Origin of the sequence: Nocardioides acrostichi (assembly GCF_015319165.1) — a bacterium.
Taxonomy (GTDB): Bacteria; Actinomycetota; Actinomycetes; order Propionibacteriales; family Nocardioidaceae; genus Nocardioides; species Nocardioides acrostichi.
This window is the reverse complement of record NZ_JADIVZ010000003.1, coordinates 171714-198127: the sequence shown is the minus strand read 5'-3', so window position 1 is coordinate 198127 and position 26414 is coordinate 171714. Positions and strand designations below refer to the sequence as shown.

Below are 26414 nucleotides of genomic sequence, written 5' to 3'. Positions count from 1 at the left end.
CAAAGCGTTACCGTGTGGTGATCTGGCGCTCAGCGGTAGTCGCACGGTTGATTGCCGGGAAGGTTGATCGTGGTGGCCACTCGCCAGTCCGGCCCGGTGCGCTCCAGGGTCTCCTTGGAGCGGAACTTCATGGTCGGGATCTCGGTGCTTGCGCCGGTCTTGCGGTCGACCTCGCGGCTGGTGTTGCGGATGCAACTGACGACGGTGGCGTTGTCGCCCTTCACGGTGAGCCGGTTGATCGCGATGATGGCGCCACCGTCCACGCGAAGTCCTGTCTTCTTCAACTGCTCGACATAGTCGATCGGACCCTGTGCCGCATCGCCCGTGGCCAGGGAGTACCAGTAGTCCCGGTCGACCTTGAGCGTGTGGAACATGTGTAGCCGCTCGGACCAGAAGTCGTAGTACACGTCTTCGATCGCGAGCTGCTCAGCCCCCTCGGCCACCGAGCTGCCTCGCAGGATCTTGTTCTCGACCGGTTCCTCCGGAATCGGCCCCTGGGACTCCGCAGCCTCAGTGGGTTCCGGCGTCCGAGTCGCAGCGGCGCTGCTGGATCCGTCCAGATCCAGCGTCGGCTCGGGCCCGTCACCTCCGCCGCAGGCACTCAGCAGAAAGGCCGCGACGACAAGGACGATGGCACCCCGGAGCCCCGCCGCATGTCGCTGCCACATCAGCCGACGCTCGTGACGAGGCTCTCGCTCTCGGCCACGGGGATGTCGGTGGTGCGACCCACGGACTTGGCGGCGAGCGAGCCGGATTCGCCGACGTTCGAGGTCCACTGCGCGGTCCAGGCAGTCCGAGCCTCGACCGGGAAGCCGGCGGGGTAGCCGCGTGAGGCTCGGTCGAACGACAGCGTGCACGCATCAGCCTCGGAGGCGTTGCGCGTGTAGGCGGTCCGAGCGGCGTCGATGCCGCACTCGGTGGTGCCCGCCGGAGAGGTGATCGAGACGCCGTCGGTCCTCGCCGTCACGGTGGCCGAGACCGGACCGGCCGTCGCCGTGACGCTGCGGACCCCGACGGCCTGCGGCTGGTCCACCCAGAGCCAGGTGGGCAGGTTCACCAGCGAGGCCTCGTTGAGGGCCCCGATGCGCGGATTCCAGTCCAGGGTGGGTTCGACGAGGTCCATCACCTCGTAGGCGTACTCGGCCAGCGCCTCGGGCTTGACCACGGGATCGGGTTGGGTGCCGGTCACGAACCAGTCCATGGTCACCAGGATGGGCCCGTACCGACCCGGCTGGGTGCCGCTGCCGCAGCCCGCAGCGTCGAGGGCGCGGGCCTCGTTGTAGCCCGCAGCCTGGGTCGGGTCACTGTCGGAACCGGTGACGTGGAGTTGGCTCTCGTCGACCTCGAGCTGGTACCAGGTGATGTCCTGGCCCTTCTTCACAGCACGGATGGCCTCTTGAAACCTCTCGTAGTGCACAGCCAGTTGACCTTCGGCCGCGTGGCCGGTCAGCCAGGGCCGGATCTCCTCGTCCCAGTACTTCTTGACCGCTTGGGGGTCGGTGACGTCGAGATCGGTGCTCCAGTCGATCGGCTCCCACCAGCACAACGGCGCCGGTGAGGCCACGCTCGCCTGCTTGGCAGGGCTGTAGTCGCCAGAGAGCGTCACGTGCGAGGCGCCGGCGGTGTACGAGGGCCCCTCGCCCGACCCACCGCCCACGCCGCCTGCGAAGGCGGCCGGGCCAGCTAGGAGGGTGACTCCCAGGGCAGCAACAGAGGTCGCAGCGGTGCGCAGCATGAGAGAAAGCACGAACTCACCTTGCCCGCACTCGGGCCGCCCAAACGCGGTTCCGTCGACTTCTTCCCGGCAATGTCCTGCCCAGTCAGTAGATGTGTCAGGCGCGTAGCGCCCGCAACGCGGCCTCGGCCAGCAGCCGGGCGCCGATGCCGATGGCCGCCTCGTCGACGATCAGGTCACCGCGGTGCAGGTCGTAGGTGGTGCCCCCCGGGGTGCGGGTGCCCAGCCGGATCATCCCGCCGGGCACCTGGTCGAGGTACCACCCGAAGTCCTCTCCCCCGAGACTCTGCGGCGCGGGCACCTGTCCGTCCGGGCCGAGGACGGCGGCCACGGACTCCTCCAGCAGCCGGAACGACTCGGCGTCCGTCACCACCGGCGGCACGCCCCGGGTGTACTCGATCTCGGCGGCGACCCCGTAGGGCCGCACGAGCTCGGTCACGACCTCGCGCACCAGCTTCTCGCAGTCGGCCCAGGCGACGGCGTCCAAGATGCGCACCGTGCCGGCCAGCACACCACGCTCCGGGATGACGTTGGGCGCCGCCCCGGCGCTGAGCATGCCCCACACGACCGAGGCGCCGGCGCGCGGATCCATGCGCCGCGAGACCACGGCAGGCAGCTCCTTGGCCACGGTCGCCAGGGCGAAGGTCAGATCGCCGGTGCGGTGCGGCCGCGAGGTGTGCCCGCCCGGCCCGGAGAGCCGGACCTCCACGAGGTCGGCCGCGCTGGTGAGCGAGCCCAGCCGCAGGCCGGCGTGCCCGACGTCGACCGTGGGGTCGCAGTGCAGCCCGAAGACCCGGTCGACGTCGTCGAGCACGCCGTTGCCGATCAGGTGCAGCGCCCCGCCGGGCATGACCTCCTCGGCCGGCTGGAAGAACAGTCGCACCGTGCCGGGCAGATCGCCTGACGCGTGCAGGGCGCCCAGGGCATGGGCGGCCCCGACGAGGCAGGCGGCGTGCACATCGTGCCCGCAGGCGTGCGCCACCCCCGGCACGGTGCTGCGCCAGGGCAGGTCGGCGGTCTCCGAGACCGGCAGCGCGTCGATGTCCGACCGCAGCGCCACCACCCGGCCGCCGTGCCCGAGCTCGGCCACGAAGCCGCTGCGCGGCATCCGGGTCACCCGCCAGCCCAGATCATCGACCGCCGACGCGAGCAGATCGGTGGTCCGCGCCTCGCCCCACGAGAGCTCGGGGTGGGTGTGCAGGTCGCGGCGCAGCTCCACCAGGCGCGGCGAGACTCGCTCGACCTCGTGGCGCAGGGCGTCGTCCCAGCTCTCGCCGGCGGTGGACGGCGCGGGTTCGATGGTCATGACGGTGCAGATTCTAGGCGGCTCACCGTTTGCCCTGAGGCGTACCTGGGTAGTCCAGCAACGTGGCAGGCGACGACGACGTGAAGATGGACCCCTCGATGGCCCGACCGGTCATCGATCGGTTCACCACCATGCGACAGTCACTGAGCAACGCCCAGGTGAGCGTCTCCGGCGCCGCAGGGCTGGTCGAGATGGGGTGCGGAGAGTTCGGCCCGGTCGTCTCCGACGGCTCCGACGGGTTCTCCATCGCCTGGCGCGAGTCCCTGCACGTCACCGCCGACAGCGCGGGCATCATCGCCGGCAACACCAACGTGTTCGAGATCGAGATCACCCGGCTCGACAACGAACTCGCCACTGTCCCCGACATCAGCGGAGGCGGGGGTCGCGGCCCCCGCGCCGAGTGACGCCACGAGGAACGACGTGACCGACAAGCACTTCACCCTCGACGTGAACCCCGACATGCTGCGCTCCGTCGCGCGCGACCTCGAGACGCTGGGCACCGAGCTCCACAGCCAGAGCCGCAAGGCGGGCGGTGCGCCGGGTGAGATCGGACAGAAGTGGACCGGCCAGGCGGCTACCTCGATCAAGACCGAGATGACCTCGCTGGGCACCGTGCTGCAGGGCTTCCACGACAAGCTCGACGGGGTGCCCGCCGCGCTGCGCGCGCTGGCCAAGACCTACGACGACGCCCTCGCCCAGCTGCCCGGCCTCAACAAGAAGTGGGACGCCGCCGAGGACGCCTACGACCGGGCTGTCACCCAGGCCGACAACGACATGAGCGACAGTCGCGACGAGCTGGCGAAGAAAGGCCCCGTCAACCGCGCGATCACCTACGAGCTCCAGCAGTCCCGCAACACCAAGGTGAGCAACGCCGCCGACGACAAGAGGTCCACCCAGCACGGCCTGGAGATGTCCTTCGGCTACACCAAGCAGTGGTTGGGCCAACAGACCAAGGTGCTCGCCGACGCACTGCGCGACTCCGGCCCGATCGAGGTGAGCGACGACGCGATCGACAAGTGGCAGCACGGCCAGGGCCCCACCGTCGACGCGAGCAGCATCTTGAGCCAGCTCGCCCTGGCCAACCAGCTCGACCAACTCCGCCAGCAGCAGGAGGAGCAGCGCCTGCACGAGGCCGCGAGAGCCGAGGCCCAGCAGAAGCTCGACGAGCTCCGTGACGCCCTCGACGACGAGGACATGGACAAGGTCAACGAGATCCTGGCCGAGATCGGCCAGCACTCCGGTGACGACATCTGGTCCGAGGAGATGGTCAAGGAGCTCGGGCCGCAGGGGCTCCAGGGCATCTACGAGCAGATCAACCAGGGCGTCAGCGACGGCTACTACGACGTCGAGACGATCTCCACGGCACTCCTCGCCTTCAACGACACCGCGGCCAACGGGCTGAGCCAGTACGGCGACAAGGACTTCGCCGACTACATGCAGACCTGGATGGACGCCGACTACGGGCCCAAGATGTGGGCGCTGCTGGCGTCCTCCGACGAGGCCGACGGCCGCATCAACGCGATCGCCCTGACCTACCAGTCCGAGGTCTACAACGCCTCGCTGTCGAACACGTTGGGCCCAAGCCTGTTCCCGGCGATCTTCCACGACGCCTACGGCGACGACGTCCAGCACATGCTGCAGTACTGGTCGGAGCATTCCGACGCCAGCGATCTGGCCGACATCGTCGAGCAGATGGGCGACGACGACATCCGCGAGATGCTCCTCACGATGCACAACGTGCAGACCGAGGGCGGCACGATGAACCTCGACGAATACCAGTACATCGCCGACCTCTACGGCAACACGATCATCGAGCTCAAGCAACGCTTCCTCGACGAGATCGGCTCCGACGACATCGGTGCCGAGCCGCGCGAGCTCTTGCTGCTCCTGGAGGTGCGCAACCGCAATGTCGGGCAGGGCGGGGGTCAGTACACCGATGCCCTCGCGCCGTACATCGACGACGTGGCCTCGGACCCGGCGTTCGTCGACTGGTACATGCGCCACACCGGCGACGAGGTCGCCGGCATCGACATCAGCCGCAGCAACTTCCGCGACCTGCTCCGCGACGGCGACACCGACGTCGACCAGCTCGTGGCCGACGTCATCAGGTATCAGCTCGACCGGGGCGACTCCGATGTCGCGGTGGCGAACACCCTGGGCGATCTGATGCGCGCCCAGGATCTCTTGGGCAACGAGATGAACCTCGCGACCCTCACCAAGGCCCTGGCCGACGCCGGCCTGAGTCTGCTCGACCTTCCCCCGGGGGTCTCGCAGGTCAAGTCCGTGCTCGAGGCGATCGCCGGCGAGTACGGCCGCATGGAGGCCATCGACGCCGATTCCGACGACGACGAGCGGGCCGCGAAGGCGCAGAAGGCGATGGTGTTCGCGCTCTACGTGCAGTCGCACGGAGGCCCCCCACCTGGTTTCGAGGACTTCGTCACCGAGCACGGCCTCGGCGACGATCCCGACGCGCCCATCGAGTACTACGAGCACATCCGGCAGCAGGACAACCAGACCTATCAGGAGCTGAGCAGGCTCTACGACCAGATCAACGGCGGTCGCGACGACGCCCTCTGAGATCGATACCGTGTCCACCATGCTCCGCAGAACCCTGCTCGGCACCACCTCCCTCGCCCTGGTCACCGTCGTCGTGTCCGGGTGCTCCGGCGCCTCCGACACCGCCAGCGATCCCGGGTTCACCACGTGCGTGACCGCCGCGGGATCCAGCACCTCGGGCGCCGATGACTGGAGCGACGCGCAGTGGAGCGAGTTCGGCTCCGACCCGGCGGTGCTCGCGTGCACGCTCTCCGACCTCGACGACGACCAGCGCGCCGACGTGCTGCAGCGGGCCTTTCCCGAGAGCGACGAGCAGGCGGTGCGCAGCGACCGTTACCAGGCCTTGTGCGACTTCGCTCGCACGGAGGCCGCCGAGAGCTCCGAGAAGTCCATCACCGACACCGCGCGTCTGGTCGCCGCGCTCGACTGGTGGCAAGACGGTGAACGAGGCGCGGCGCAACGCGTGGCCGTGGCCAGCCTGGCAGACACCGGGCAGTTGCCCGGTTGGGAGGAGTTCGTCCGCTCCCACGACCTCTCCCCCACCAGTGAGAAGACGTATCAGGAGTACGCCGCGAGCGCCGAGAGTCGTCAGACCGGCGCCCTCGCCTCGCGTGAGTCCGCCTTCGAGGAGGCCTTCGGCCTCGGTGACTGACCGGCTCGGGCGTGGTCGCGAGTGGGGTGCTCAGCCCGCTTGGCCCGCCTCGTGGTCGGGGAGCAGTTCGACGACCAGGGCCTCGGTCTCGGGGGCCAGGGCCACGTCGGCGCCGTGCAGGACGCGCACCATCTCGTCGACCACCGCGGCGGTACCGGGGCCGTCGGGGCGACGGTGCTCGGCGGCGAGCAGCGCCCGCCACAGATCCTGAGATGTCGGCGCCAGCGCGAGCGCAGCGCGACAGCCGGCAGCCGCGCCGTCCGGGTCGTCGTCGGTGGTCAGCTCGGCGAGGCGCAGACCGGTGTCGACGACGACGTCGACGCTCTCGCGCTCCAGCCGCGTGCGCGGCAGCCACGAGTAGCGGCGCGCCGGCCGATCGGCGAGCAGCTCGCCCCGCACCAGGCGCAGCGAGCGGCGCAGCAACTCCAGCTCCGCCGAGCCGGTCGCCTCGCGGGCCCGTCGGGCCAGCGAACACAGACTCCACCAGTCGACCGCCACGTCGGGCGCGAGAGCCAGCCGCCCATCGGAGGTCTCACGCAGCAGGTGCGACCCGTCGGCGTCCTCGCCCAGCCACTCCCGAGTGCGCTCGATGGTGGCGTCGCGGACGTCGGGAGTCACGCCGAGCGGCCAGATCGAGGCGCCGACCACGCTGGGGTGGACCGGCCCCGGCTGCACCGCCAGGAACGCGACGATCTCGGTGGCCAGCGCGAGCCGGGCCGGATCGATGCGTCCGGCCGCGGTGACCTCGAGATCGCCGAGGATCCCGACCCGCACCGGGGCCGAGCGCCAGTGCGCGTCGTCGGTGTCGTGCGGCGGCCGGGGCACCGCGACCCGGGAGGCCCCCAGCGGCGCCTGCTCGGTTCGCGCGGCCTCGAGCAGGGCAGCGAGGTCGGCGACGGTGGTCTCGGTCAAGCGCACCGCGTCGACCTCGAGGTCGAGCAGCGCCAGGCGCAGACGGCCGGTCTGGTCGACCTCGGCCTGCCACCGGGCACCGGGTATCGGCAGCGCGGCCACGACGCCCAGTCCGCGTGCGTCGCCGCGGGTGAGGGGGTGGAGCCGGTCGAGGTGCGCCGACCCGGGATCCTGCCCGAGCACGAGGTACTGCGGAGCCTGACCGGGGTGGCGGCCCAGGCGACCGGTCAACACGTCGCCCGCGGGCCGGGTTGGGCTGCGCTCGGCCCATGCGCCGAGCAGACCGTCGAGGTCGTCGACCAGCTCGAGCCGGTCGCCGGCGACCGAGCCGAGTGCGTCGCTCAGCCCCAGGCCCCAGACCTGCTGCGCATCGGACCAAGGGGAGGTCGCCAGCTGCACTGCCAGCGCCGAGACGACCTCGCGGGCCACGACCGGGTCACCGTGGACCGCCAGCGGACCACCCACGGACTCGACGTCGATCAGCAGGTCGGCCCCGCTGTCGTCGCGGCCCAGGCAGACCAGGGCCGGGTACGGCGCATGCCCTGACGTGCCCACGAGGTCGGCCGTGCGCTCCAGACGCCAGCGCCGGCCCCCCTCGAGAGTCGACCAGGGCGCCGGCGCCTGCGGCGCGGCCGGTGCCAGGCGCAACTCGACGACATCGTCGGTGACCGTGGCCGCGAAGACCTGGGGCAGGGCGATCCGCTCGGTGCGGCACTGGGCGGCCAGCGAGCGCAGGGCCCGGTCGAGCCAGGCGGCACGGTCGGGATCGGCCCCGGCGCGCAACGCGACCTCGGTGTCGAGGGCGTCGCCACTGGGGTCGGTGGACCGGCGGCGTCGACGCTCGGCCGCGAGCAGAGAGAGCACGCCCACGGCGAGCAGCCCACCGCCGAGCAGCACCCCGGAGTGGTCGGCCACCTGCACGGCGCCACCCTGCCCCGGCGCCACCTGGTCGGCGTCCGACGGCGCCTGCGCGCCGTCGGCCTGCGAGCCTCGCTGGTCGCGGTCGTGGGCCGGCGCGTGCTCAGGCGCGGCGTGGACCGTCGGGACGCCGGTGGCGTCGTCGGGCATGATCAGCACCCAGCCGGGCTGGATGAGCCGACCGATGACCAGTTCGCCGCCGTCGGGCTGGAGTCGGCCGCGGTTGAGCTCGTAGATCTCCTTCCAGCGGCGCCCGTCGCCCAGGTGGCGCTCGGCGATGTCCCAGAGGTTGTCGTGGTAGTGACCCTCGGGCGGCTTCACGACGTTCACCTTGTGCCCGATGACGTCGGTCATGGTCGATGGCACGCCCGGTACGTGGGCCATCCGCGGAGCGTCGTGCTGCGACGCCCCACGACCGTCGGCCTGGTCAGCCTGCTTCGTCAGATCGGCACGCTGGTCGTGAGCACCGGGTTGCGCGACGCTGCTCGCCGCCGCGGTGGACGAGGGCGCCTCGGCGGGCGTCGCGGCACCGGCCGCAGCCGTGCTGCCGATGAACGACGCACCCACGAGCAGAGTGCCGACCAGGGCCCGCGCCACAGCCTGGGAGCGACCCGAGAGCGGCACCGGTCGAGGCAGCCCGCCGCCGCGCACCATGCTGACGGTCTCCACGACCGTGCACACGGCGAACTGGAGCCAGGCCAGCCAGATCACGGCACGCAGCACGACGAAGAGCGCGTCGATCGAGAGGGGCTGGGTGAGGGCCGCGTGGTCGGGCAGACCGGTCGGGATCGGCGGCGCACCCGTGAGGAGCGCCAGCAGCACCGGGATGCCGACCAGCAGGCCCAGCAGCGCGAGCCCAGCGCCTGCCGCCTGGGCCCAGCTGGGCCGATCGGGCTCGGGCGCGGCGGCGGCGAACCGTTCCGGTCCGCGCGCCGTGGTCTCGTCGGTGGCGGGCTTGGTGGTCTCGTCGGTCGTGGAGTTGGTCATTGGGTCACTGCCTCCGCTGTCGCACTCGCCTCGACGTCGAAGTGGTCGATGCCGATCAGGCTGAGCAGTTTGGTGTCGACCGTGTCGTGGGTGCGCACGGTGACGGTGTTGCCGGTCACGTCGATGTCGGCGACCCGGTAGCCCCGGCCGACCAGGTAGGCGGCGGCCCGGTCACGGGCCACGGTGGGATCCAGCTCGACCCGGCCCGCAGCGCCGTCGTTGCGCAGTTCGGCGATGTCGAGCTGCTGGGCCCCGGCGCGCGCCGCCTGCTCGGCGTCGTCGGCCAGTCGCGAGCGCGCGTTCAGCGCGCCTCCCCCGTCGACCACGAGGCCGGCGCAGGCCAGCATGGTGACCGCGAGGCCGACGATGAACGCGGTCGCGGTGCCGCGCTCGCCGCGTCGGCGGCGAGCACGCTGGGCCAGTGGTCGCAGGTGCCTCACTCGTAGCTCCGGTAGGGGTCGAGGGGCGCCGCGCTGGTGGTGTCGATGCCCACACTGCCGGGGACGCCGATGAGCCCGAGGCCGGAGTAGTCGACGCGGCAGTTCAAGGTGATCGTGACCTCGCCGCCGGCTCCCCACGTGCCGCCCACGCCCGGGGATCCGCAGTGCGTGTGGTCGTCGAGCGAGCTGGCGATGACGGCGTACGCCGCTGACCGTGCGGCCCCGGCGTTCGCCTGGAGCGAGGCCTGACGGGCGGCGTCGCGCGCCGCTGCGTCGATGTCGCCCTGAACGGCGACGTAGCGCCCGAAGGCCACGACCAGCAAGAAGAACGCGACCATCGCCGGGGTGAGCAGCACGACCTCCACGGCCATCGAGCCGCGCTCGCCGCGTCGGCTGCTCCGGCGGCGGATCCGGCGCTGGACCGAGCCGGGAACCAGGTGGTGTTCCGGTGCCTGTCTCACGAGTAGCTCACGAACCTCTCGATCGGCCCCTCGACGGTCTCGCTGAAGCGAGGGGCGAACCCGGGCACGATCTCCTGGGCGCGCCCCGTGACGACCACGCGCACGGTCTCGCCGTCGGAGACGACCTGGATGTCGTAGTCCTCCAAGATGCCCTGGCCGATGCTGTTCGCATACTCACGCCCCGCGCTCTCCCCGGCCGCCTTCGAGTGCGTCGAGCGGACCACCCTGGCGGTCTCTCGCGCCACCGCGTTGGCCGCCTGGTTGCCGAGGTAGACCATGGCGAACTGCACCACCAAGAGCACCACCAACATGAGGAGAGGTGCGTAGATGACGAGCTCGACCGTGGAGACGCCGCGCTCGCCTCGCAGGCGGCGCGGCGACATCACTTGTCCAGGTTGATGGTGCTCGCCTTGGACGAGATCTTGTCGACGATCAGGTAACCGACGCTCAGGGCGAGCGCCGCCAAGATGGCCGTGATGATGACCCACTCGACCATGCTGGCGCCGCGCTCGGCGCGGCGCGCACGAGCGATCCGCACGTGCAACATGAGAACGAGGAAGCGGAGCTGGGCGAGCATGGATGTCTCCTTCGGGTGGCGTCATAGGCAGGGTGCCCGGTCAGGGCGAATCCAATCCCCGGCGAGCGAAATCAGCCGAGGATCTTTGCGACGGCCGGGTACATCAAGAAGACCAGGAAACCGCCGGCGAGCAGCATCTGCGCGACGAGCATGGACTGCGACCGCGCGGCGGCGCGGCCCTCGGCGTCCGCGAGTTCGCGCTTGCGCATCGACTCGGCCCGGGCGGTGAGCGAGCTGCGCACCTTGGCGCCGTCCTCGGCCACGAGCGCCAGGGCCGCCGCGAGATCGCGCAACTCGTCGACATCGACCTCGGAGCCGAGTTGGCCCAGGGCCGCCCAGGGGGTGATGCCCTGGAGTCGCGCCGCCTCGAGGGTGTCGCAGATGCGGAGCATGGCCCACCCGTCGGAGATCGACGTCGCGGCCTGCAGCGCCTCGGGCACGCCACGCCCGCCTGCGAGGTTCATCGACACCAGGTCGAGGAACGAGCTCACCATGTGCCGGAAGTCGCGGCGCAGGTCGTCGGCCGCACGGAGCAGCTGCACGTAGGGCATGAGCAGCCCGACGAGGGCTCCGATGAGCATGAACCACAGCGGGATCACCGGGGTGAACCCTGCGATGATCGTCAGCGGACCGAGCACGACGACCGGCACCAGGAAGCCGACGAGCGCGCCGCCCAGGCTGCGCGCCAAGAAGAGTTCGTAGGACTGCCCGGTGAGCGCCAGCGCAGGGGCCACCCGGCCCGGCAGCCGGACGCCGCGCGCGTCGAGGGTGCCGGCGACGTCGGACCCCAGACGACGCATCCGCGGCGACTCCGTGAGGTGGCGGCGGTCGGCGGTGAGACCCGCCTCCCGCTGGTGGCGCGCCATCCGGGCGTCGAGCTGGACGAGGGCGATCGGCCCCGAGGTGCGGGGCTGGGCAAGGAGCCAACCGGCCAGCAGCAGACCGCCGCCGCCCAAGGCGCCGCAGAGCATGGCGAGCACCAGCATCACGACACCTCCCCGCGCGTGCGCAGGAACCGCGACGGCATCTCGAACTGCGCAAGCTTGCGCAGCCAGGCGATGCCGGCCGCGAACATGCCGACGACGACGAGCAGCACGATCTGGCCCACGGGGGAGCTGTAGGGCTGGAGGTAGTCGCGGTTGAGCACGGCCAGCAAGACCACGAAGCCGATGGCGACGAACACGATGATCTGCACACTGCGCTCGACGCTGCGGCGGCCGGCGTTGATGCGCTGGCGCATGTCGAGCTCGTCGCGGGCCGACTCCGAGAGCGAGGTGAGCACCTCGCGCAGCCCGGGACCACGCAACCGGGCGTTGAGGATGAGAGCGGCCACGATCAGATCGGCACCGGCGTCGTCGAGCTCGTCGGCGAGCCGCTGGAGGGCGTCGGGCAGCGGCACCCGCACCCGCAACCGGTCGCTGAGCGTCTGGAGGTGATCGCGGATCACCGGAGAGGCCGCGTGCACGGACGCCGGGATCGCCTGCTCCAACCCGACCGCGCCGGCCACCGTGTCGCGCAGGGACTCGGTCCAGGCGGCGAGCGCCTCCACGCGGGCCACTCCGAGCCTGGCCTCCTTGGAGCCGCCGAAGAGGCGGGTCCACAGCAGCACCACGACCCCAGCCGCCACGGCCGCGACCACCCACCGCGTGAGCAGCAGCACGACGAGCGCGACGCCGAGGGCGGCCGGCCCGCGGCGTCCGAGCCCCTGAACCCAGGGCAGGAGCATCGACGGCTCGCTCGCCGCCCGGCTGGGCTCGCGCGGGATGAGCGCGCTGACCAGCAGCACGATGCCGCCCGCCACGAGAGCACCGAGCAGCACCATGCCCGCGACGTAGGGCCCCAGGGTCACGAGACGGTCTCCAGCCAGGTCGGAGCCGCGCCGGGCAGGTAGCCGACCTCCTCGAGGTCGGCCAGGCAGGAGATCGCCGCGCCGGGGGCGGCGACGCCGTCCTGGTTGAGGGCGAAGATCTCGCTGGAGAGCACCCGCCCGTCGACGCCGTTGACCTCGCGCACCGAGGTGATCGTGCGGCGCAGCGCTCCCCCGCTGGCGAAGGTGTTGATGCGCTGCACGAACACCACGAAGTCGATGGCACCGCCGATGAGCATCATCGTGGCGTCGGCCGGGAGCCGCTCGGAGCTCTGGATCGCATAGGTGCAAATGCGGTTGAACACCTCAGCCGAGGAGTTCGCGTGGATGGTCGAGAGCGAGCCGTCGTTGCCCTGGCTCATCGCGTTGAGCATCGTGACGATCTCGTCGCCGAGCACCTCGCCCACGATGACGCGGCTGGGGTTCATGCGCAGCGAGCGCCGCACGAGCTCGGCCATCGCGATCGCACCCTGGCCCTCGGAGTTGGGCAGCCGCTCCTCGAAGGCGACGACGTTGGGGTGCAGGTCCTTGAACTCCCCCAGGCCCAGCTCGAGGGCGCGCTCGACCGTGATCAGCCGCTCGCCGGGCTCGATCTCGTTCGCCAGGGCGCGTAGCAGCGTGGTCTTCCCGGCGTTGGTGGCGCCCGCGATCATGATGTTCTTGCGAGCGCGGACCGCGGCGGAGAGGAAGGCCGCGACCTCCGGCGACATCGTGCCGTAGCCGACCAGCGTGTCGAGGGAGACGCGGGAGAGCCGCGCGCGGCGGATCGAGATGGACGGCCGCGGGCACACGCCCATGACCGCCGAGAGGCGCGAGCCGTCGGGCAGGCGCAGGTCGAGCTGGGGGTTGGCGGTGTCGAAGGACCGGCTCGCCAGGCCGCTGTAGGCGCCGAGGGTCTGCACCAGCTCGACGAGCTCCTCGTCGGACTCCGCGACGGGCGGGCCAGGCTCCTCGCGACCATCGGCGTAGCCGATGAACACGTTGTCGTAGCCGTTGATGTCGATGTTCTCGATCTCGGGGTCGTCGAGCAACGGCTGGAGGCGCCCCACGCCGAACAGTGCCGCGTGGATGCCTTCGGCGAGTTCGGCCTCGTCGCCGCTGCTCGGTGGCGTGCGGCCGGCGCGGATCTCCTCGCGAGCGTAGGAGTCGAGGACGCGCGAGACGACCGCCCGCGCGAACTGCCGCTCGTCCTCGGCCGACATCGGTGCCGCGCCGGACGACGCGTCCTCACGGCGCTGCCGGGACAAGACCTCGGCGACCTCTTCGCGCAGACGTCTCACGAGCTGCTGGTCCATCGCCACGACTAGAACACCTCCGCGGGCTCGAGATCGGCCAGTTGCCGGATGGGTTCGACCAGGCCGGTGGCGGAGCGGCCGAGCAGGGTGCGCAGCGGGTTGCCGGCTCGGCCGGCGCTCAGCACCCGGGCGCCCTTGTCGTCGTCGGCGACGATGCCGAGCACGCGCACGGCGAACCCCTCGACGTCGATCACCTTCTGGAGGTCGGCGACCACACCGGTGTCGCGGTAGCCGGTGACCGCCACGACACCGACCGGCTTGGCGCCGCGTCGCTCCAACTCGAGCAGACCGGCCAGGGCGCGCAGCCGCACGCGCAACTGCGCGACGCCCTCGAGGTCGGGGCGGACGGCGAGCACCACGGCGTCGGCGGACTGGAGCACGGGCAGCACGACCGATCCGGGCACGACCCGGCCGAGGTCGACGAGCACGTCGGCTCCCGACTCGGCGCAGTGCCGCGAGAGGAGGGAGGGCAGCTGGGTCCACAAAGAGCCGAGGCCGCTGAGCTGCTCCGGCGAAGGCAGCCCGGTGAGCACCGAGAACCCGAGCGAGGTGGGCTGGAGGTGGTCGGCGAGCGAGGTCTCCGCGGCACCGCGCCGGGCGGCCGCTCCCAGAGCCAGCAGCCCGCGGTCGACGTCGAGCGGAGCGCCGTCGGTGCCGCGGCAGCGCCACGCGACGTCACCCGCCGCCGGGTCGAGGTCGACCAGCGCGGGCGGCTCGGGGTTGCGGGGCCACGCCGACGCCAGCGCCAGCGCGGTCATGGTGACTCCGGGCGAACCCTTGGCCGACGCGAGCGCGATCACGCTCACGAGAGCACCTTCAGCTTGGTGTCGGTGGACTGGCCGCGGGCGATGAGCACGAGTCCGGCCTGGTCGCTGCCGGCCGCGTTGACGACGGCCGGAGCGGCCTCCTTGGGCACCAGGATGGTCACCGACCCACCCGAGGGCGCAGAGAGGTCGTCACCGCTCGAGGCCGCGGCGACGTCGACGACGAGACCCTCGGTGAGAGCCACGGGGTCGCCACCCTGCTCGCCCGCGATCTGCACGACCTGCACGAGGTCGCCGCCTTGGAGCGAGCCCTGAGGCGTGATCTTCGGGTCGAGCGGCACCGAGACGATGGCGTTGCCGTCGTCGAGGGGGGCCTGGCGGGTGAGCATGTTCTGGTCGACCAGGGAGTCGGCCTTGATCGGCACCTCGGCGTAGGTGGCGCCGTCGAGGATCTGGGAGGCGAGGTCGGCGGGGATGAGCCGCAGACCGTCGCTGGCCACGTCGACCTGGCGCAGGTCGTCGGCGGTGATGAGGGTGCCGGGCGCGATGTCGCGGGCGGCCGCGAGCACGGGGGTGCGGCTGTCCATGCGAACGGCCAGCAGGCCGGCCCCCAGGGCGCCGCCCACGATGAGCACGACCGCCAGGGCGGCCAGAGCGGGCCGGCGCTGGCGCGAGGGCGGCGGGACGTCGCGGCGCGGAGCCGCAGTGGCGCCCGCTCGGCCGCCGGCCGAGCGGGTGGGGGCTGAGCTCTGCACGGTCACGGGCCCCATGGTGCCCACAAGTCGGCGTTTCATTCACCTTGTCGGCCCACCAGGTGCCGGGTTGTTACAGACTGACCCTCGACCGGGGCGCGATCGGGGCGCCACGAGCCTGGGAGAGGACGACGAGCGTGCGACTCAGCGTCAGCGTCATCGATGGCCTCAGCGCGCGCCGACGAGACGTCCTGCTCGACGCGGAGCCGGACTCCACGGTGGCCGACGTGCTGCCTCCGCTCGCCCGCGCGGCCGGCGAGGCCGACCTGCACCCGGCGATGGCACGGCGCAGTGCGGTATGGATCGACGGGGTGCGGGCCGAGCCCGAGCAGACCCTGCGCGAGGCCGGTCTGCGCCCGGGGTCGGTCGTCTCGCTGCACGAGACCGACGGCTGGGAGACGGTGCTCCCCCGCGGGGTGGTCGAGGTGCGTGTCGTCTCCGGCCCCGGCGCGGGCCGCGTGCACCGACTCGGCATCGGCGACCACGAGATCGGCAACGGCGCTCCAGGCATGTCCCTGCCCGACCTGCTGCTGCCCAGCGGCGCGCTACGACTGCGGGTCACCCCCGCGGGCGGCGTCGAGGTGCTCGGCAGCGACCTGCGGCTGCGCGAGCAGTTGCGCGTCGACGGCCTCGCGCCGTCCGAGCCCGACGACCAGCCCGACGACGAGCCCACCGCCGCGTCCGAGGGGGACGCCGCCAAGAGGTTGAGCGGCACCCTGCTCGACGAGCTGCCCGAGGCCGCGCTGACCCGCCGGGAGCGGCGACGCAAGCGCCGCCGGGCCAAGAAGGCCGCCCGGCGCACCCCGCGGGCAGCCGCCGAGGACGACCCGCTCACCTGGCCCGCGGGCGCCGACCTGCGACTCGGCGGCACCGTGCTCCAGTGGCACCCGGTGTGGCAGCCGGACGCCGACACGACCCCCAGCGTCGACGTGCTCGGCACCGACTTCAACCGGCCGCCCCGGCTGCGGCGCCCCGCCCACGAGCGATCGTTCGTGATCCCCGACGAGCCGCGCGCGCCCCGCAGGGTGACCCTGCCCTGGCCGATGGTCATCGCGCCGATGCTCATGGCCGGCCCGATGGCCTACGCCTTCGGCCCTCGCTACCTGATGTTCGCGCTCATGTCGCCGCTCATGGCCGGGTTCAACTTCCTCACCCAGCGCCGCGGCTCCGCGCGCGACTACCGCGAGGCCCTGCTGGCCTATCGCGAGGAGATCACCTCGGTGCTCGACCGGCTGCACGCCGCGCTGCGCCGCGAGCGCGACGAACTGCGCGAGGACCGGCCCGACCCGGCCGCCCTGCTGCTGGCTGCGGCCGGCCCCGGCAGCCAGCTGTGGATGCGACGGCGCACCGACGACGACGCCCTGCTGTTGCGCGTGGGCGTGGCCGACGTTCCGTCGGGGCTCTCGGTCTCAGACCGCGGCCGCAAGGACACCGACGAGCCGCGCGAGCCCGACGTCCTCGGCGACGTGCCGGTGGCGGTGTCGATGCGCGACGTCGGAGTGCTGGGCCTCTGCGGTGAGGGTGGCGAGGTCGACGCGCTGGCCCAGTGGCTGATCGGACAGAGCGCGGTGCTGCACACCCCGCGCGACCTGCGGGTCGTGGTGCTGACCAGCAGTGGTCGTGAGGCGGAGTGGGGCTGGACCCGCTGGCTCCCGCACTGCCGCGTCGACGGCGAGCCCGTCGCGGCCGTGCTCGGCACCGACCAGGGGTCGGTCGGACGCCGCCTCGCCGAGCTGGCGCACCTGGTCGAGACACGCGTGGGCGAGAAGACCGGTACCGCCGGGCTCTCGATGGGTGGCGCCGGGTCGCAGGGGCCACCACCCGGCCCCGACCACCTCGTCGTGCTCGACGGTGCGCGCCGACTGCGCACGCTGCCCGGTGTCGTGTCGCTGATGCGGCAAGGCCCTGCAGTCGGCGTCTACGTGATCTGCCTCGACGACGACGAGCGATCGCTGCCCGAGGAGTGCGCCGCGGTGCTCGAGGCCACGGGCGGCATCGTGGAGCTACGCCGCACCGGCACCGCGGCGGTCTCTCGCATCCGGCCCGACCTGGTCGAGCCCGCATGGGCGGAGCGGATCGGCCGGGCGCTCGCACCGCTGCACGACACCACGCCCGAGGAGTCGATGAGCGCCCTGCCGTCGTCCGCACGGCTCCTCGACCTGCTCGGCATGCCCGACCCGACTCCCGAGCTGCTCACGCGCTCATGGGGGCCGACCGCCCGGACCGACGTGGTCATCGGCGCCGGCTTCGACGGCCCGTTCCGCCTCGACCTGCGCAAGGACGGCCCGCACGCGCTGGTGGCGGGCACGACCGGCTCCGGCAAGTCCGAGCTGCTCCAGACCCTGGTCGCCTCGCTCGCGGTCGCCAACAGTCCAGAACAGCTGACGTTCGTACTGGTCGACTACAAGGGCGGGTCGGCGTTCAAGGACTGCTCGCGGCTGCCGCACACCGTCGGCATGGTCACCGACCTCGACACCCACCTCGTCAGCCGCGCGCTCACCTCGCTCGGCGCCGAGCTCAAGCGCCGCGAGCACCTGCTCGTCGGACCGGGGGCCAAAGATCTCGAGGACTACTGGGCGCTCCAGCGCCACGACCCTTCGCTGCCGGTGATCCCGCGGTTGGCGATCGTCATCGACGAGTTCGCCAGCCTCAAGTCCGAGCTGCCCGACTTCGTCGACGGTCTCGTGACCATCGCGCAGCGGGGCCGCTCACTGGGCATCCACCTGGTGCTGGCCACACAGCGGCCCTCCGGCGTCATCTCCAACGACATCCGCGCCAACACCAACCTGCGCATCGCCCTGCGCGTCACCGACGAGTCGGAGTCCACCGACGTCATCGACGCCAAGGAGTCGGCCACCATCGGGCCCGACCAGCCGGGCCGGGGGTACGCGCGTCTGGGGCACTCCTCGCTGCTGCCGTTCCAGGCCGGTCGCGTCGGCGGCGCCCGCCCAGACACGACCAAGCAGGCCGAACGGACCCTCGCCGAGCCGCTGGCCTGGCCGGTGAGCTGGGGCGAGGTCGGCTCACCGGCGCCGGCTCGAGCGGTCGAGGACGGCCCCACCACCGACGAGGGCGAGACCGACCTCTCCGTGCTCGTCACCGCCATCCGCGGTGCCAACGACGCACGAGGCATCGCGCCCCAGCACTCCCCGTGGCTGCCCGAGCTGCCGCGCACCGTGGTCGTCGCCGATCTCCCGCCAGACGACGAGCCCGCCCCGCAGCCGGCGCTCACCGGGTTCGCCGCGCCCTGGGCGCTCGAGGACCACCCGAGCGACCAGGCGCAGCGGGTGCGCCGCTTCGTGCTCGGCAGCAGCGGGCACCTCTACCTGGTGGGCGGACCCCGCTCGGGGCGTTCGACCGGCCTGCGCACCATCGCGGCCGGGCTGGCCGAGGCGTGCACCTCGCGCGATCTGCATCTCTACGGCCTCGACTGCGGCAACGGCGCCCTCCTCCCGCTCACCGCCCTCCCCCACACCGGCGCGATCGTGCAGCGCACCGAGGTCGAGCGCGCCTCCCGGCTGCTCGAGCGACTGCTCGAGGAGGTCAAGCGTCGCCAGGACGTGCTCGGGCAGTCCGGGTTCGCCGACATCGACGAGCAGCGGCGCGCCGCGGCTCCCGACGAGCGGCTCCCGTACGTCGTCTTGCTGCTCGACCGGTGGGAGGGCTTCGACTCCGACCTCGGCGAGATCGACATGGGCCGGCTCACCGATACGGTGCAGACGATGCTGCGCGAGGGCGCGAGCGTCGGGGTGCAGCTCGTGCTCACCGGCGACCGCTCGCTGCTCAGCGGCCGCATGGCGGCGACGGTCGAGAACAAGCTGATCCTGCGACTGCCCGACCGCAACGACTACTCCACGGCCGGCCTGAAGCCCAAGGAGCTGCCCGACGCGGTCGTCGACGGTCAGGGTTTCTGGGGCGAGTCCGGCACCGAGGCCCAGGTCGCGGTGCTGGTGCCCGACACCAGCGGCGCCGCACAGAGCGAGGCCGTGCGCGCCCTCGGCGCCCGGCTCCGCGAGGCCGAGCACGACCTGCCCGCGGCCCGACCCGGCAGCGGACCGATCCGGCTCGCGGCACTGCCCGCCGAGATCGACCTCGAGACCGCCCTCGCCGAGGCCGGCGCACTGCCTGCGGCCGACGTGCCGCTCGGCGTCGGCGGCGACGACCTGGCCCTGGTGGGAGTCGAGGCGATCAGCGCCCCCGTGCTCGTGCTGGGCCAGCCCCGCAGCGGTCGCACCACGACCCTGATGCTGGCGGCCCGGCACGCACTCGACGCCGACTGCCCAGTGCTCGGCTTCGCACCCGTGCCCAACGCCCTGAGCGAGCTGCTCGGAGCGCAGCGGTGCGTGGTCGGCACCGAGGAGTCGCCCGAGGACGTCGTCCAGCGGCTCAAGGACATTCCCGACGGCGCGCTGGTGCTCATCGACGACGCCGAGAACCTGCGCGACGGTCCGATCGCCCCGGTGCTCTCCGCCGTCATGCGCCAGGGTCGCGACCGCGGGTTCCGGGTGGTGGTCGCCGGCAACCTGGCCGACCTCACCGCCGGCTTCTCCGGCTGGCTGGTGGAGGCGCGGCGCGGTCGCAAGGGCCTGCTGCTCTCCCCGCGCGAGGCCAGCTCGGCCGACGTGTTCGGCGGCCGGGTGCCCCGTACCTCCCTCCAGGCCCGCCTCACCCCCGGCCGCGGGGTCGTCTTCCCCGGCGACGGCTCCTTCGTCGCCGTCCAGGTTCCCCACTGATCCACCCGCGAGGGGTCGCGAATCGTCCCTCGAGGGGTCGCGAATCGTTGCTCGAGGGGTCGAGTCGGTTGCGGTGTCGTGCGGGTGGGCGGGCAGCACGACGCCCGCCGTCCGAGCGGTGGACGGCGGGCGTGGCGGGTGCTGCTGGTGGTTCAGGGCCTCACTTGATGGTGTAGGCGTTGTCGATCTCGGCGAAGGCGCCGGAGGCCTTGGTGAGGTAGTGCGACATCTCCTCGAGCAGGCCGACGCTCTTGAGGTTGGCCTGGGTCCAGTCCTGGTAGGTGACGTTGAAGGAGTCACCGGCCGAGGACTTGAAGCCGCCGGAGTCGCGCAGGGAGTCGACCTGGCTCTTGGCGGCCTGGAGGATGCCCTCGAGCTGGTTCTTGATGTTGGCGAGGTTCTTGGCCTGGGCCTCGATGTCGCCGTGGGATACGGAGATGGTGCCGTTGCTCATGAGTGTCTCCTGATCGGACCTACCGGCCCGCTCGTCGGGTCGGCCTGATGTGAGGACTTGTGCCCTGCCTCACGGCGTCCAAACCTCGGACGCGGCCGACTACTCGTCGGCGTCGTACGCGGCCAGGATCCGGTCGGCCGCCACCGTGGCGGGCAGCTCGCCGGCCAGTACCTCGGCGCGGATCTCGGCGCGCACCGCCTTGACCGCCGCCGAGTGCCGCAGCCGCTGCTCGAGCTCGTCGCGCACCATCGCCCAGGTGAACTCGAGCTGCTGCTCGGCCCGTTTGGCCGCCAGGCCCTCGGATCCGAGGTGCTCGCGGTGCGCCTCGACGCGCGACCACACGTCGTCGATGTCGAGATGGTGCAGGGCCGAGCACGTGACGACCGGCGGTGCCCACTCCGCGTGACCGCGCACGAGCCGCAGCGCTCCGGCGAGATCACGGGCCGCCGCCCGCGCCTCCTGGGCGCGGTCACCCCCGGTGCCCTTGACGGACGGCGGGTCGGCCTTGTTGACCGCGATCACGTCGGCGATCTCGAGGATGCCCTTCTTGATGCCCTGGAGCTGGTCACCGGTGCGAGCCAGGGTGAGGAAGAGGAAGGTGTCGACCATGCCGGCGACGGTGACCTCGGACTGCCCCACGCCCACGGTCTCGACCAGGATCACGTCGTACCCGGCCGCTTCGAGCACGGTCATCGCCTGCACGGTGGCGCGGGCGACGCCGCCGAGAGTTCCTGCCGACGGCGAAGGGCGGATGTAGGCGTTCGGGTCGACCGCCAGTTCCCCCATGCGCGTCTTGTCACCCAGCACCGAGCCGCCCGTGCGCACACTGGAGGGATCGACGGCCAGCACGCCCACCCGGTGGCCGGCCTTGGTCAGCATCGTGCCGAGCGCCTCGATGAAGGTCGACTTGCCGACGCCGGGCACGCCCGAGATGCCGACGCGGACGACGTCGGGACCGCCCGCGAGGTCGGCGATCTCGGTGAGCAGCCCCCGCGCCTGGGCGCGGTGCTGCGGTCGGGCGGACTCCACGAGCGTGATGGCCTGCGCGACCGCCCCGCGGCGCTGCTCACGGATGCCCGTGGCGAGGTCAGGCGTCGACACCGAGGGCCTCGATCCCGCGATCTGCGGCGGCGTGCGCGAGGCGCGTGTCGAAGGTGGCGAGCCGCGCTGCGTACTTCTCGGCCGCCACCAGCGCGCAGCAGTCCGGCATGCGGAGCCCGGTCGCCGCCCGGACTGCGGCGAGCGAGCGAGGCTCGGCGTCGGTTCGGGGGAGCTCGTGGATCGACACCGCCGCGATCGCTGTGGCCATCTCGTCGAGTCGGCCGGCACGAACGCCGTGCACCAGAGTCTCGGCCAGGTTGATCGTGTGCACACCGAAATCGTCGACCTGCATGACGATGGCCCGCGCGGCCTCGTGATGAACGTCTGTGTCGTCGAGGAAAGCGATCAGGACACTGGCGTCCACGACGATCACTCGGGCCAGTCCCGGCGGAGCTCCTCGAGGTAGCCAGGGGGGTAGTGGAACCCGCCGGCGTACTTCTCCACGAGTTCTCGACGCTCCTCGCGACGACGCTCCTCGTCGCCTTCGAGACGCTCGGCCGCCATCTCGGCCAACGCCGCCAGCAGCGCACTGCGCGAGGTGACCTCCGGCCACCGCCGCGCAGCCACCTCGAGGGCGTGCTTCACAGCGTCGGTCTCGGTCACCTGGAGCCGCTGCTTGGTGGTCGGCATGACCGCGAGTGTACCTCCGGACGGCTCGGTGACCCACCTGCTCGTCGGCGCTCAGTGACCGAGCTGCTCGCGGAGCCCGGCCAGCAGCTTCAGCGCCGACTCGGCGATGACCGTGCCAGGCAGGAACACCTCGGCGGCACCCATCTCGCGCAGTGTCGGCACGTCGTCGGGCGGGATCACGCCGCCGATGACGACCATGATGTCGTCGCGCCCCTCCTCGGCAAGGGCCGTGCGCAGGGCGGGCAGCAGCGCGAGGTGACCGGCCGCGAGCGAGCTGACACCGACGATGTGCACGTCGTTGTCGACCGCCTGCACCGCCACCTCCTCCGGCGTGGAGAACAGCGGCCCCACGTCGACGTCGAAGCCCATGTCGGCGAACGCGGAGACGATGACCTTCTGGCCGCGGTCATGGCCGTCCTGGCCCATCTTCGCCACGAGGATGCGCGGACGCCGCCCCTCGGCCTCGGCGAACTCCTCGGTCTCCTGGAGCACCTGGGCCAGGGCGGAGCCGCCCTCGCCGGTGCCGGACTCGTCGCGGAACACGCCGGAGATGGTACGGATGACGGCCTGGTGTCGTCCGAAGACCTTCTCCATCGCATCCGAGATCTCACCGACGGTGGCCTTGTTGCGGGCGGCGTCGACGGCGAGCTCGAGCAGGTTGCCCTCGCCGCGCTCCGCGGAGTTGGTGAGCGCCTCCAGCGAGCGCTGCACGGCGTCCGCGTCGCGCTCCTCGCGCAGCCGCTCGAGCTTGGCGATCTGCTGGCGGTAGACCGAGTCGTTGTCGACGCGCAGCACGTCGAGCTTGTCCTCCGCAGCGAGCCGGAACGTGTTGACGCCGATGAGCTTCTGGGCACCGGAGTCGAGCCGCGCCTGGGTGCGGGCGGCGGCCTCCTCGATGCGCATCTTCGGGATGCCCTGCTCGATGGCCTGCGCCATGCCGCCCGCACGCTCGGCCTCGCGGATGTGGGCCCAGGCGCGCTCGGCGAGGTCGTGGGTGAGTCGCTCGACGTAGTAGGAGCCACCCCACGGATCGATGGTCGCGGTGGTGCCCGACTCCTGCTGGAGCATGAGCTGGGTGTTGCGGGCGATGCGGGCCGAGAAGTCGGTCGGCAGCGCGATCGCCTCGTCGAGGGCATTGGTGTGCAGCGACTGGGTGTGACCCTGGGTCGCGGCCATCGCCTCGATGCAGGTGCGGCCCACGTTGTTGAAGACGTCCTGGGCGGTCAGCGACCAGCCGGAGGTCTGGGAATGGGTGCGCAGCGAGAGCGACTTGGGGTTCTTGGGGTCGAAGTCGCGCACCAGGCGCGCCCAGATGGCGCGGGCCGCGCGCATCTTGGCGACCTCCATGAAGAAGTTCATGCCGATGGCCCAGAAGAAGCTGAGCCGTGGCGCGAACGCGTCGATGTCGAGGCCGGCGTCCAGGCCCGCACGGATGTACTCGACGCCGTCGGCGAGGGTGTAGGCCAGCTCGAGGTCGGCGGTCGCACCCGCCTCCTGCATGTGGTAGCCGGAGATCGAGATCGAGTTGAAGCGCGGCATCCGCTGGCTGGTGAAGGCGAAGATGTCGGAGATGATCCGCATGCTCGGCGCCGGCGGGTAGATGTAGGTGTTGCGGACCATGAACTCCTTGAGGATGTCGTTTTGGATGGTCCCCGCGAGCTGCTCCGGCTTCACCCCCTGCTCCTCGGCGGCGGCGATGTAGAGGGCCATGACCGGGAGCACCGCGCCGTTCATGGTCATCGACACCGACATCTGGTCGAGCGGGATGCCCTCGAAGAGCGTGCGCGCGTCGTAGATCGAGTCGATCGCCACGCCGGCCATGCCGACGTCGCCGCGCACGCGCGGGTGGTCGGAGTCGTAGCCGCGGTGGGTGGCGAGGTCGAAGGCGACCGAGAGGCCCTTCTGGCCGGCCGCGAGGTTGCGGCGGTAGAAGGCGTTCGACTCCTCGGCGGTCGAGAACCCGGCGTACTGGCGGACCGTCCACGGCTGGGTGGTGTACATCGTCGGGTAGGGCCCGCGCAGGAACGGGCTCAGACCAGGCAAGGTGTCGAGGGCGTCGAGGCCGGCGACGTCGTCGGCGGTGTACGACGTCTTGACGTCGATGCCCTCGGGTGCCGCCCAGATGTCGTGCGCCGGAGTGCCCGTGGCAGGTGCGGCGCCGTCGCCGACGAGCGGCAGGCCGGAGAAGGATCTCGGAACGCTCATGCCCTCACTCATGCCGTCACTCATGCCGTCACTCATGCCGTCACTCATGCCAGGGCCTCCCGGGTGCGGGTGAGGAACGCGAGGGCGTCGACGCCCATCGCGCAGGAGTCGTCGGCGTACGGCACCGGCCTGCCGGCGATGAGCACACGTTCGGCACCGGCCTCGCGCAGGGCGGTGGCTGCGGCCTCGCCCCACTCGGCGTAGGCCGGGTCCGTGCCGGCGAGGCAGACGACGGGCTGCCCTGCGTAGGCCCTCACGAGGTCGTCGGGGCCCTCGGAGGCGCCTGCGACCTCGACGGCGACGCCGCCGGCGGCCAGCAGGTTGGTGGCGAACGTGGCGCGGGCCGTGTGCGCGGCGATGCTGCCCAGGGTGGCCAGGAACACCGGCGCGGACGGCGCGGAGTCGCGCATCTGCTCGAAGCTCGCGGCGTAGGACTCGACGCCGACCCACGCGTCGTAGGGCTCGCGCTCGGGCAGTTCCTCGGCGAGGTTCGGGAACTCCGAGACGCCGGTGATCGGGCGCTTGCGGGTGGCAACCTGCTGCTCGCGGGCCTCGCAGGTGGCCTCGACCGCCTCGTCGAGGGTGGCCTGGTGAGGCCCGTCGGGGCCGTCGAGGCGGCCCAGCGCCTCCCAGGCCGCGACGGCGGTGTCGTCGGTGAGCTTCTCGATGGCGTACGCGCCTCCGGCCGGGTCGGCTACGTGGGCGACGTGGGACTCGTCGATCAGCAGATGCGAGGTGTTGCGGGCGATGCGGCGACCGAACGCCTCGGGGCGACCGAGCGGTGCGTCGAAGGGCAGCACGGTGACCGAGTCTGCGCCGCCCACACCCGCCGCGAAGGCCGCGACCGTGGTGCGCAGCATGTTCACGTAGGGGTCGTAGCGGGTCATCATCGGGCGGCTGGTGACGGCGTGGATCCGAGTCGTGGTGTCGGCGGCGCCGCTGAGCTCCAGCACCCGCGACCACAGCCGTCGCGCAGCACGCAGCTTGGCGATGGTCGGGAACTGCTCATCGGTGGCCGCGAGTCGCAACTCGATGAGACCGGCCGCGTCGGTGATCGAGATGCCGGCCCGCTCGAGCACCCGCAGTACCCGGGCGCCGGCGGCCATCACCCAGCCGAGCTCGGTGACGTCTGACGCACCGCGATCGTGCACGGCCGTCCCGTCGACGACGACGCCGAGCACGCCGTGGTCGAGGGCGAGCTTCGCGACGGCGGCGAGGTCGTCGGGTGCTGCCGTGGCAGAGACACCGAGGTTCGTGCCGACGGCGATGTCGCCGTCCGGGAGCAGGGCGAGAAGCGCCTCGGCGACCGCGACCGGGGAAGTCGGCGCGTCGAGCACGACCGGGGCGAGGTCGAGCAGCACGCCCTCGAGCAGCCCGGCCAGGTCGGTGTCCTGATCGGCCTGCACCCACAGTGAGGTGACGCCGCCTTCGAGGTCGACGCGCGCGAACTCGTTCTGCTGCTCGGCGGGCCCCGCCCCGATGAGGGAGCGCACGTCCCAGTCTCCGGCGCGCGCCGGTCGCCCGGCGCTCTCGAGCCTCTCCAGCAGCGCGGCGGTGCCTAGGGGCGCGATCTCGACGCCGTCGAGCGTCCGCTTGGTCAGCTTGGCCCACACCAGGTCGTCGGCGTCGTCGTCGGCCATCCGCTTGGACTTGCGGAGCACGGTGGCGGTGCTCTTCTCCCAGTCCGCGATCGTCCAGTCGTCGTCGGGCGAGGCGAGGTCGAGCGAGCCCTGCTCGGGCTCCAGCTCGCTCGGATCCTCCAACCCACCGTCCACCTGACCCTCCACCTCGCCGGTGGGGGCGCCCTCGGGTGCAGTCATGGAGCGAACCATAGAAGCGCGACGTGACCACGGCCACCCACACCTGGCCACGTGTGACGCACGCCGCTCCCTCACGCGCTGACCCGTCGCCAGTTTTCACGTGACCCGTCGCCAGTTTTCACATGACCCGTCACTCCTCGGATCCGGCGTCGGACGAAGCAGTGGCAGGTCAGTTGAAAACTCGTGACGGCTCACCGGAAAACTCGTGACGGCTCACCGGAAAACTGGTGGCAGGTCAGTTGAAAACTG

At 71.8% G+C, this 26414-nt stretch carries 23 protein-coding genes; 4 read left to right on the top strand and 19 right to left on the bottom strand.

Features of this window, described 5'->3' with window-relative positions:
* Window positions 1–29: 29 nt before the first annotated feature.
* The 3 genes from ISG29_RS08770 to ISG29_RS08760 all read right to left on the bottom strand — a co-directional run bounded on the left by ISG29_RS08770 (window position 30) and on the right by ISG29_RS08760 (window position 3041).
* A complete protein-coding gene (locus ISG29_RS08770) occupies window positions 30–668 on the bottom strand; it encodes a hypothetical protein (RefSeq protein ID WP_194503041.1) in 639 nt (212 codons plus the stop codon).
* Entirely contained in the window at window positions 668–1747 is a 1080-nt protein-coding gene (locus ISG29_RS08765) for a hypothetical protein (protein ID WP_194503040.1), read from the bottom strand. The genes ISG29_RS08770 and ISG29_RS08765 overlap by 1 nt, the downstream gene beginning before the upstream one ends.
* Window positions 1748–1832: 85 nt before the next feature.
* Complete coding sequence (locus tag ISG29_RS08760; RefSeq protein ID WP_194503039.1) at window positions 1833–3041, bottom strand: amidohydrolase; 1209 nt, start codon at window positions 3039–3041, stop codon at window positions 1833–1835.
* A gap of 62 nt (window positions 3042–3103) precedes the next feature.
* On the opposite strand from ISG29_RS08760, the gene ISG29_RS08755 reads away from it, so the two are divergent.
* From ISG29_RS08755 to ISG29_RS08745, 3 genes are read left to right on the top strand one after another with little or no spacing between them, the layout of a single operon-like run.
* A complete protein-coding gene (locus tag ISG29_RS08755; RefSeq protein ID WP_194503038.1) occupies window positions 3104–3445 on the top strand; it encodes a hypothetical protein in 342 nt (113 codons plus the stop codon).
* 16 nt (window positions 3446–3461) lie between these two features.
* Window positions 3462–5618 carry a WXG100 family type VII secretion target gene (locus ISG29_RS08750; protein ID WP_194503037.1) on the top strand — a complete coding sequence of 719 codons (2157 nt, stop codon included), beginning with the start codon at window positions 3462–3464 and terminating at the stop codon, window positions 5616–5618.
* A gap of 19 nt (window positions 5619–5637) precedes the next feature.
* A complete protein-coding gene (locus ISG29_RS08745) occupies window positions 5638–6249 on the top strand; it encodes a hypothetical protein (RefSeq protein WP_194503036.1) in 612 nt (203 codons plus the stop codon).
* Window positions 6250–6279: 30 nt separating this feature from the next.
* On the opposite strand, the gene ISG29_RS08740 is transcribed toward ISG29_RS08745, so the two are convergent.
* From ISG29_RS08740 to ISG29_RS08695, 10 genes are all read right to left on the bottom strand, one after another.
* Window positions 6280–9066 (bottom strand): LysM peptidoglycan-binding domain-containing protein, encoded by a 2787-nt coding sequence (locus ISG29_RS08740; protein WP_194503035.1) that lies wholly within the window; start codon window positions 9064–9066, stop codon window positions 6280–6282.
* On the bottom strand, window positions 9063–9506 hold the full coding sequence (locus tag ISG29_RS08735; RefSeq protein ID WP_194503034.1) for a pilus assembly protein TadG-related protein: 444 nt from the start codon (window positions 9504–9506) through the stop codon (window positions 9063–9065). The genes ISG29_RS08740 and ISG29_RS08735 overlap by 4 nt, the downstream gene beginning before the upstream one ends.
* Complete coding sequence (locus ISG29_RS08730) at window positions 9503–9967, bottom strand: TadE/TadG family type IV pilus assembly protein (protein ID WP_328828486.1); 465 nt, start codon at window positions 9965–9967, stop codon at window positions 9503–9505. Before ISG29_RS08730 ends, ISG29_RS08735 begins: the two co-directional genes overlap by 4 nt.
* Entirely contained in the window at window positions 9964–10350 is a 387-nt protein-coding gene (locus ISG29_RS08725) for a TadE/TadG family type IV pilus assembly protein (protein WP_194503033.1), read from the bottom strand. The genes ISG29_RS08730 and ISG29_RS08725 overlap by 4 nt, the downstream gene beginning before the upstream one ends.
* A complete protein-coding gene (locus tag ISG29_RS08720) occupies window positions 10350–10544 on the bottom strand; it encodes a hypothetical protein (RefSeq protein WP_194503032.1) in 195 nt (64 codons plus the stop codon). Before ISG29_RS08720 ends, ISG29_RS08725 begins: the two co-directional genes overlap by 1 nt.
* 71 nt (window positions 10545–10615) lie before the next feature.
* A complete protein-coding gene (locus ISG29_RS08715; RefSeq protein WP_235958885.1) occupies window positions 10616–11530 on the bottom strand; it encodes a type II secretion system F family protein in 915 nt (304 codons plus the stop codon).
* A complete protein-coding gene (locus ISG29_RS08710; RefSeq protein WP_328828483.1) occupies window positions 11530–12393 on the bottom strand; it encodes a type II secretion system F family protein in 864 nt (287 codons plus the stop codon). Before ISG29_RS08710 ends, ISG29_RS08715 begins: the two co-directional genes overlap by 1 nt.
* Entirely contained in the window at window positions 12390–13706 is a 1317-nt protein-coding gene (locus ISG29_RS08705; protein ID WP_207792908.1) for a CpaF family protein, read from the bottom strand. Before ISG29_RS08705 ends, ISG29_RS08710 begins: the two co-directional genes overlap by 4 nt.
* Window positions 13707–13714: 8 nt before the next feature.
* Window positions 13715–14512: a P-loop NTPase family protein gene (locus tag ISG29_RS08700; protein WP_194503030.1), complete on the bottom strand. Its 798-nt coding sequence runs from the start codon at window positions 14510–14512 to the stop codon at window positions 13715–13717.
* Window positions 14509–15231, bottom strand: a complete 723-nt coding sequence (locus tag ISG29_RS08695) for an SAF domain-containing protein (RefSeq protein WP_194503029.1) — start codon at window positions 15229–15231, stop codon at window positions 14509–14511. Before ISG29_RS08695 ends, ISG29_RS08700 begins: the two co-directional genes overlap by 4 nt.
* A gap of 128 nt (window positions 15232–15359) precedes the next feature.
* Between ISG29_RS08695 and ISG29_RS21575 the strand changes: the two genes are divergently transcribed.
* Window positions 15360–19955, top strand: coding sequence for an FtsK/SpoIIIE domain-containing protein (locus ISG29_RS21575; protein ID WP_194503028.1), 4596 nt, complete (start codon window positions 15360–15362; stop codon window positions 19953–19955).
* Window positions 19956–20115: 160 nt separating this feature from the next.
* On the opposite strand, the gene ISG29_RS08685 is transcribed toward ISG29_RS21575, so the two are convergent.
* The 6 genes from ISG29_RS08685 to ISG29_RS08660 form a co-directional block, all read right to left on the bottom strand.
* On the bottom strand, window positions 20116–20409 hold the full coding sequence (locus ISG29_RS08685) for a WXG100 family type VII secretion target (RefSeq protein ID WP_194503027.1): 294 nt from the start codon (window positions 20407–20409) through the stop codon (window positions 20116–20118).
* 99 nt (window positions 20410–20508) lie between these two features.
* Window positions 20509–21510, bottom strand: a complete 1002-nt coding sequence (meaB, locus tag ISG29_RS08680) for a methylmalonyl Co-A mutase-associated GTPase MeaB (RefSeq protein ID WP_194503026.1) — start codon at window positions 21508–21510, stop codon at window positions 20509–20511.
* A complete protein-coding gene (locus ISG29_RS08675; protein WP_194503025.1) occupies window positions 21497–21874 on the bottom strand; it encodes a type II toxin-antitoxin system VapC family toxin in 378 nt (125 codons plus the stop codon). Before ISG29_RS08675 ends, meaB begins: the two co-directional genes overlap by 14 nt.
* 5 nt (window positions 21875–21879) lie before the next feature.
* Window positions 21880–22140 (bottom strand): hypothetical protein, encoded by a 261-nt coding sequence (locus ISG29_RS08670; protein WP_194503024.1) that lies wholly within the window; start codon window positions 22138–22140, stop codon window positions 21880–21882.
* Window positions 22141–22191: 51 nt separating this feature from the next.
* The gene (gene scpA, locus ISG29_RS08665) at window positions 22192–24345 is read right to left on the bottom strand and encodes a methylmalonyl-CoA mutase (RefSeq protein ID WP_194503245.1); all 2154 of its coding nucleotides are present in this window, start codon (window positions 24343–24345) and stop codon (window positions 22192–22194) included.
* A gap of 44 nt (window positions 24346–24389) precedes the next feature.
* On the bottom strand, window positions 24390–26165 hold the full coding sequence (locus ISG29_RS08660) for a methylmalonyl-CoA mutase family protein (protein ID WP_194503023.1): 1776 nt from the start codon (window positions 26163–26165) through the stop codon (window positions 24390–24392).
* Between the last annotated feature and the right edge of the window lie 249 nt (window positions 26166–26414).

Excerpts from the sequence above, each read along its gene's own strand:
- ISG29_RS08770 (WP_194503041.1), bottom strand. The coding sequence starts at position 668 with ATGTGGCAGCGACATGCGGCGGGGCTCCGGGGTGCCATCGTCCTTGTC.
- ISG29_RS08760 (WP_194503039.1), bottom strand. The coding sequence starts at position 3,041 with ATGACCATCGAACCCGCGCCGTCCACCGCCGGCGAGAGCTGGGACGAC.
- ISG29_RS08745 (WP_194503036.1), top strand. The coding sequence starts at position 5,638 with ATGCTCCGCAGAACCCTGCTCGGCACCACCTCCCTCGCCCTGGTCACC.
- ISG29_RS08740 (WP_194503035.1), bottom strand. The coding sequence starts at position 9,066 with ATGACCAACTCCACGACCGACGAGACCACCAAGCCCGCCACCGACGAG.
- ISG29_RS08725 (WP_194503033.1), bottom strand. The coding sequence starts at position 10,350 with ATGTCGCCGCGCCGCCTGCGAGGCGAGCGCGGCGTCTCCACGGTCGAG.
- ISG29_RS08720 (WP_194503032.1), bottom strand. The coding sequence starts at position 10,544 with ATGCTCGCCCAGCTCCGCTTCCTCGTTCTCATGTTGCACGTGCGGATC.
- ISG29_RS08715 (WP_235958885.1), bottom strand. The coding sequence starts at position 11,530 with ATGCTGGTGCTCGCCATGCTCTGCGGCGCCTTGGGCGGCGGCGGTCTG.
- ISG29_RS08705 (WP_207792908.1), bottom strand. The coding sequence starts at position 13,706 with ATGGACCAGCAGCTCGTGAGACGTCTGCGCGAAGAGGTCGCCGAGGTC.
- ISG29_RS08685 (WP_194503027.1), bottom strand. The coding sequence starts at position 20,409 with ATGAGCAACGGCACCATCTCCGTATCCCACGGCGACATCGAGGCCCAG.
- ISG29_RS08670 (WP_194503024.1), bottom strand. The coding sequence starts at position 22,140 with ATGCCGACCACCAAGCAGCGGCTCCAGGTGACCGAGACCGACGCTGTG.
- scpA (WP_194503245.1), bottom strand. The coding sequence starts at position 24,345 with ATGAGCGTTCCGAGATCCTTCTCCGGCCTGCCGCTCGTCGGCGACGGC.
- ISG29_RS08660 (WP_194503023.1), bottom strand. The coding sequence starts at position 26,165 with ATGACTGCACCCGAGGGCGCCCCCACCGGCGAGGTGGAGGGTCAGGTG.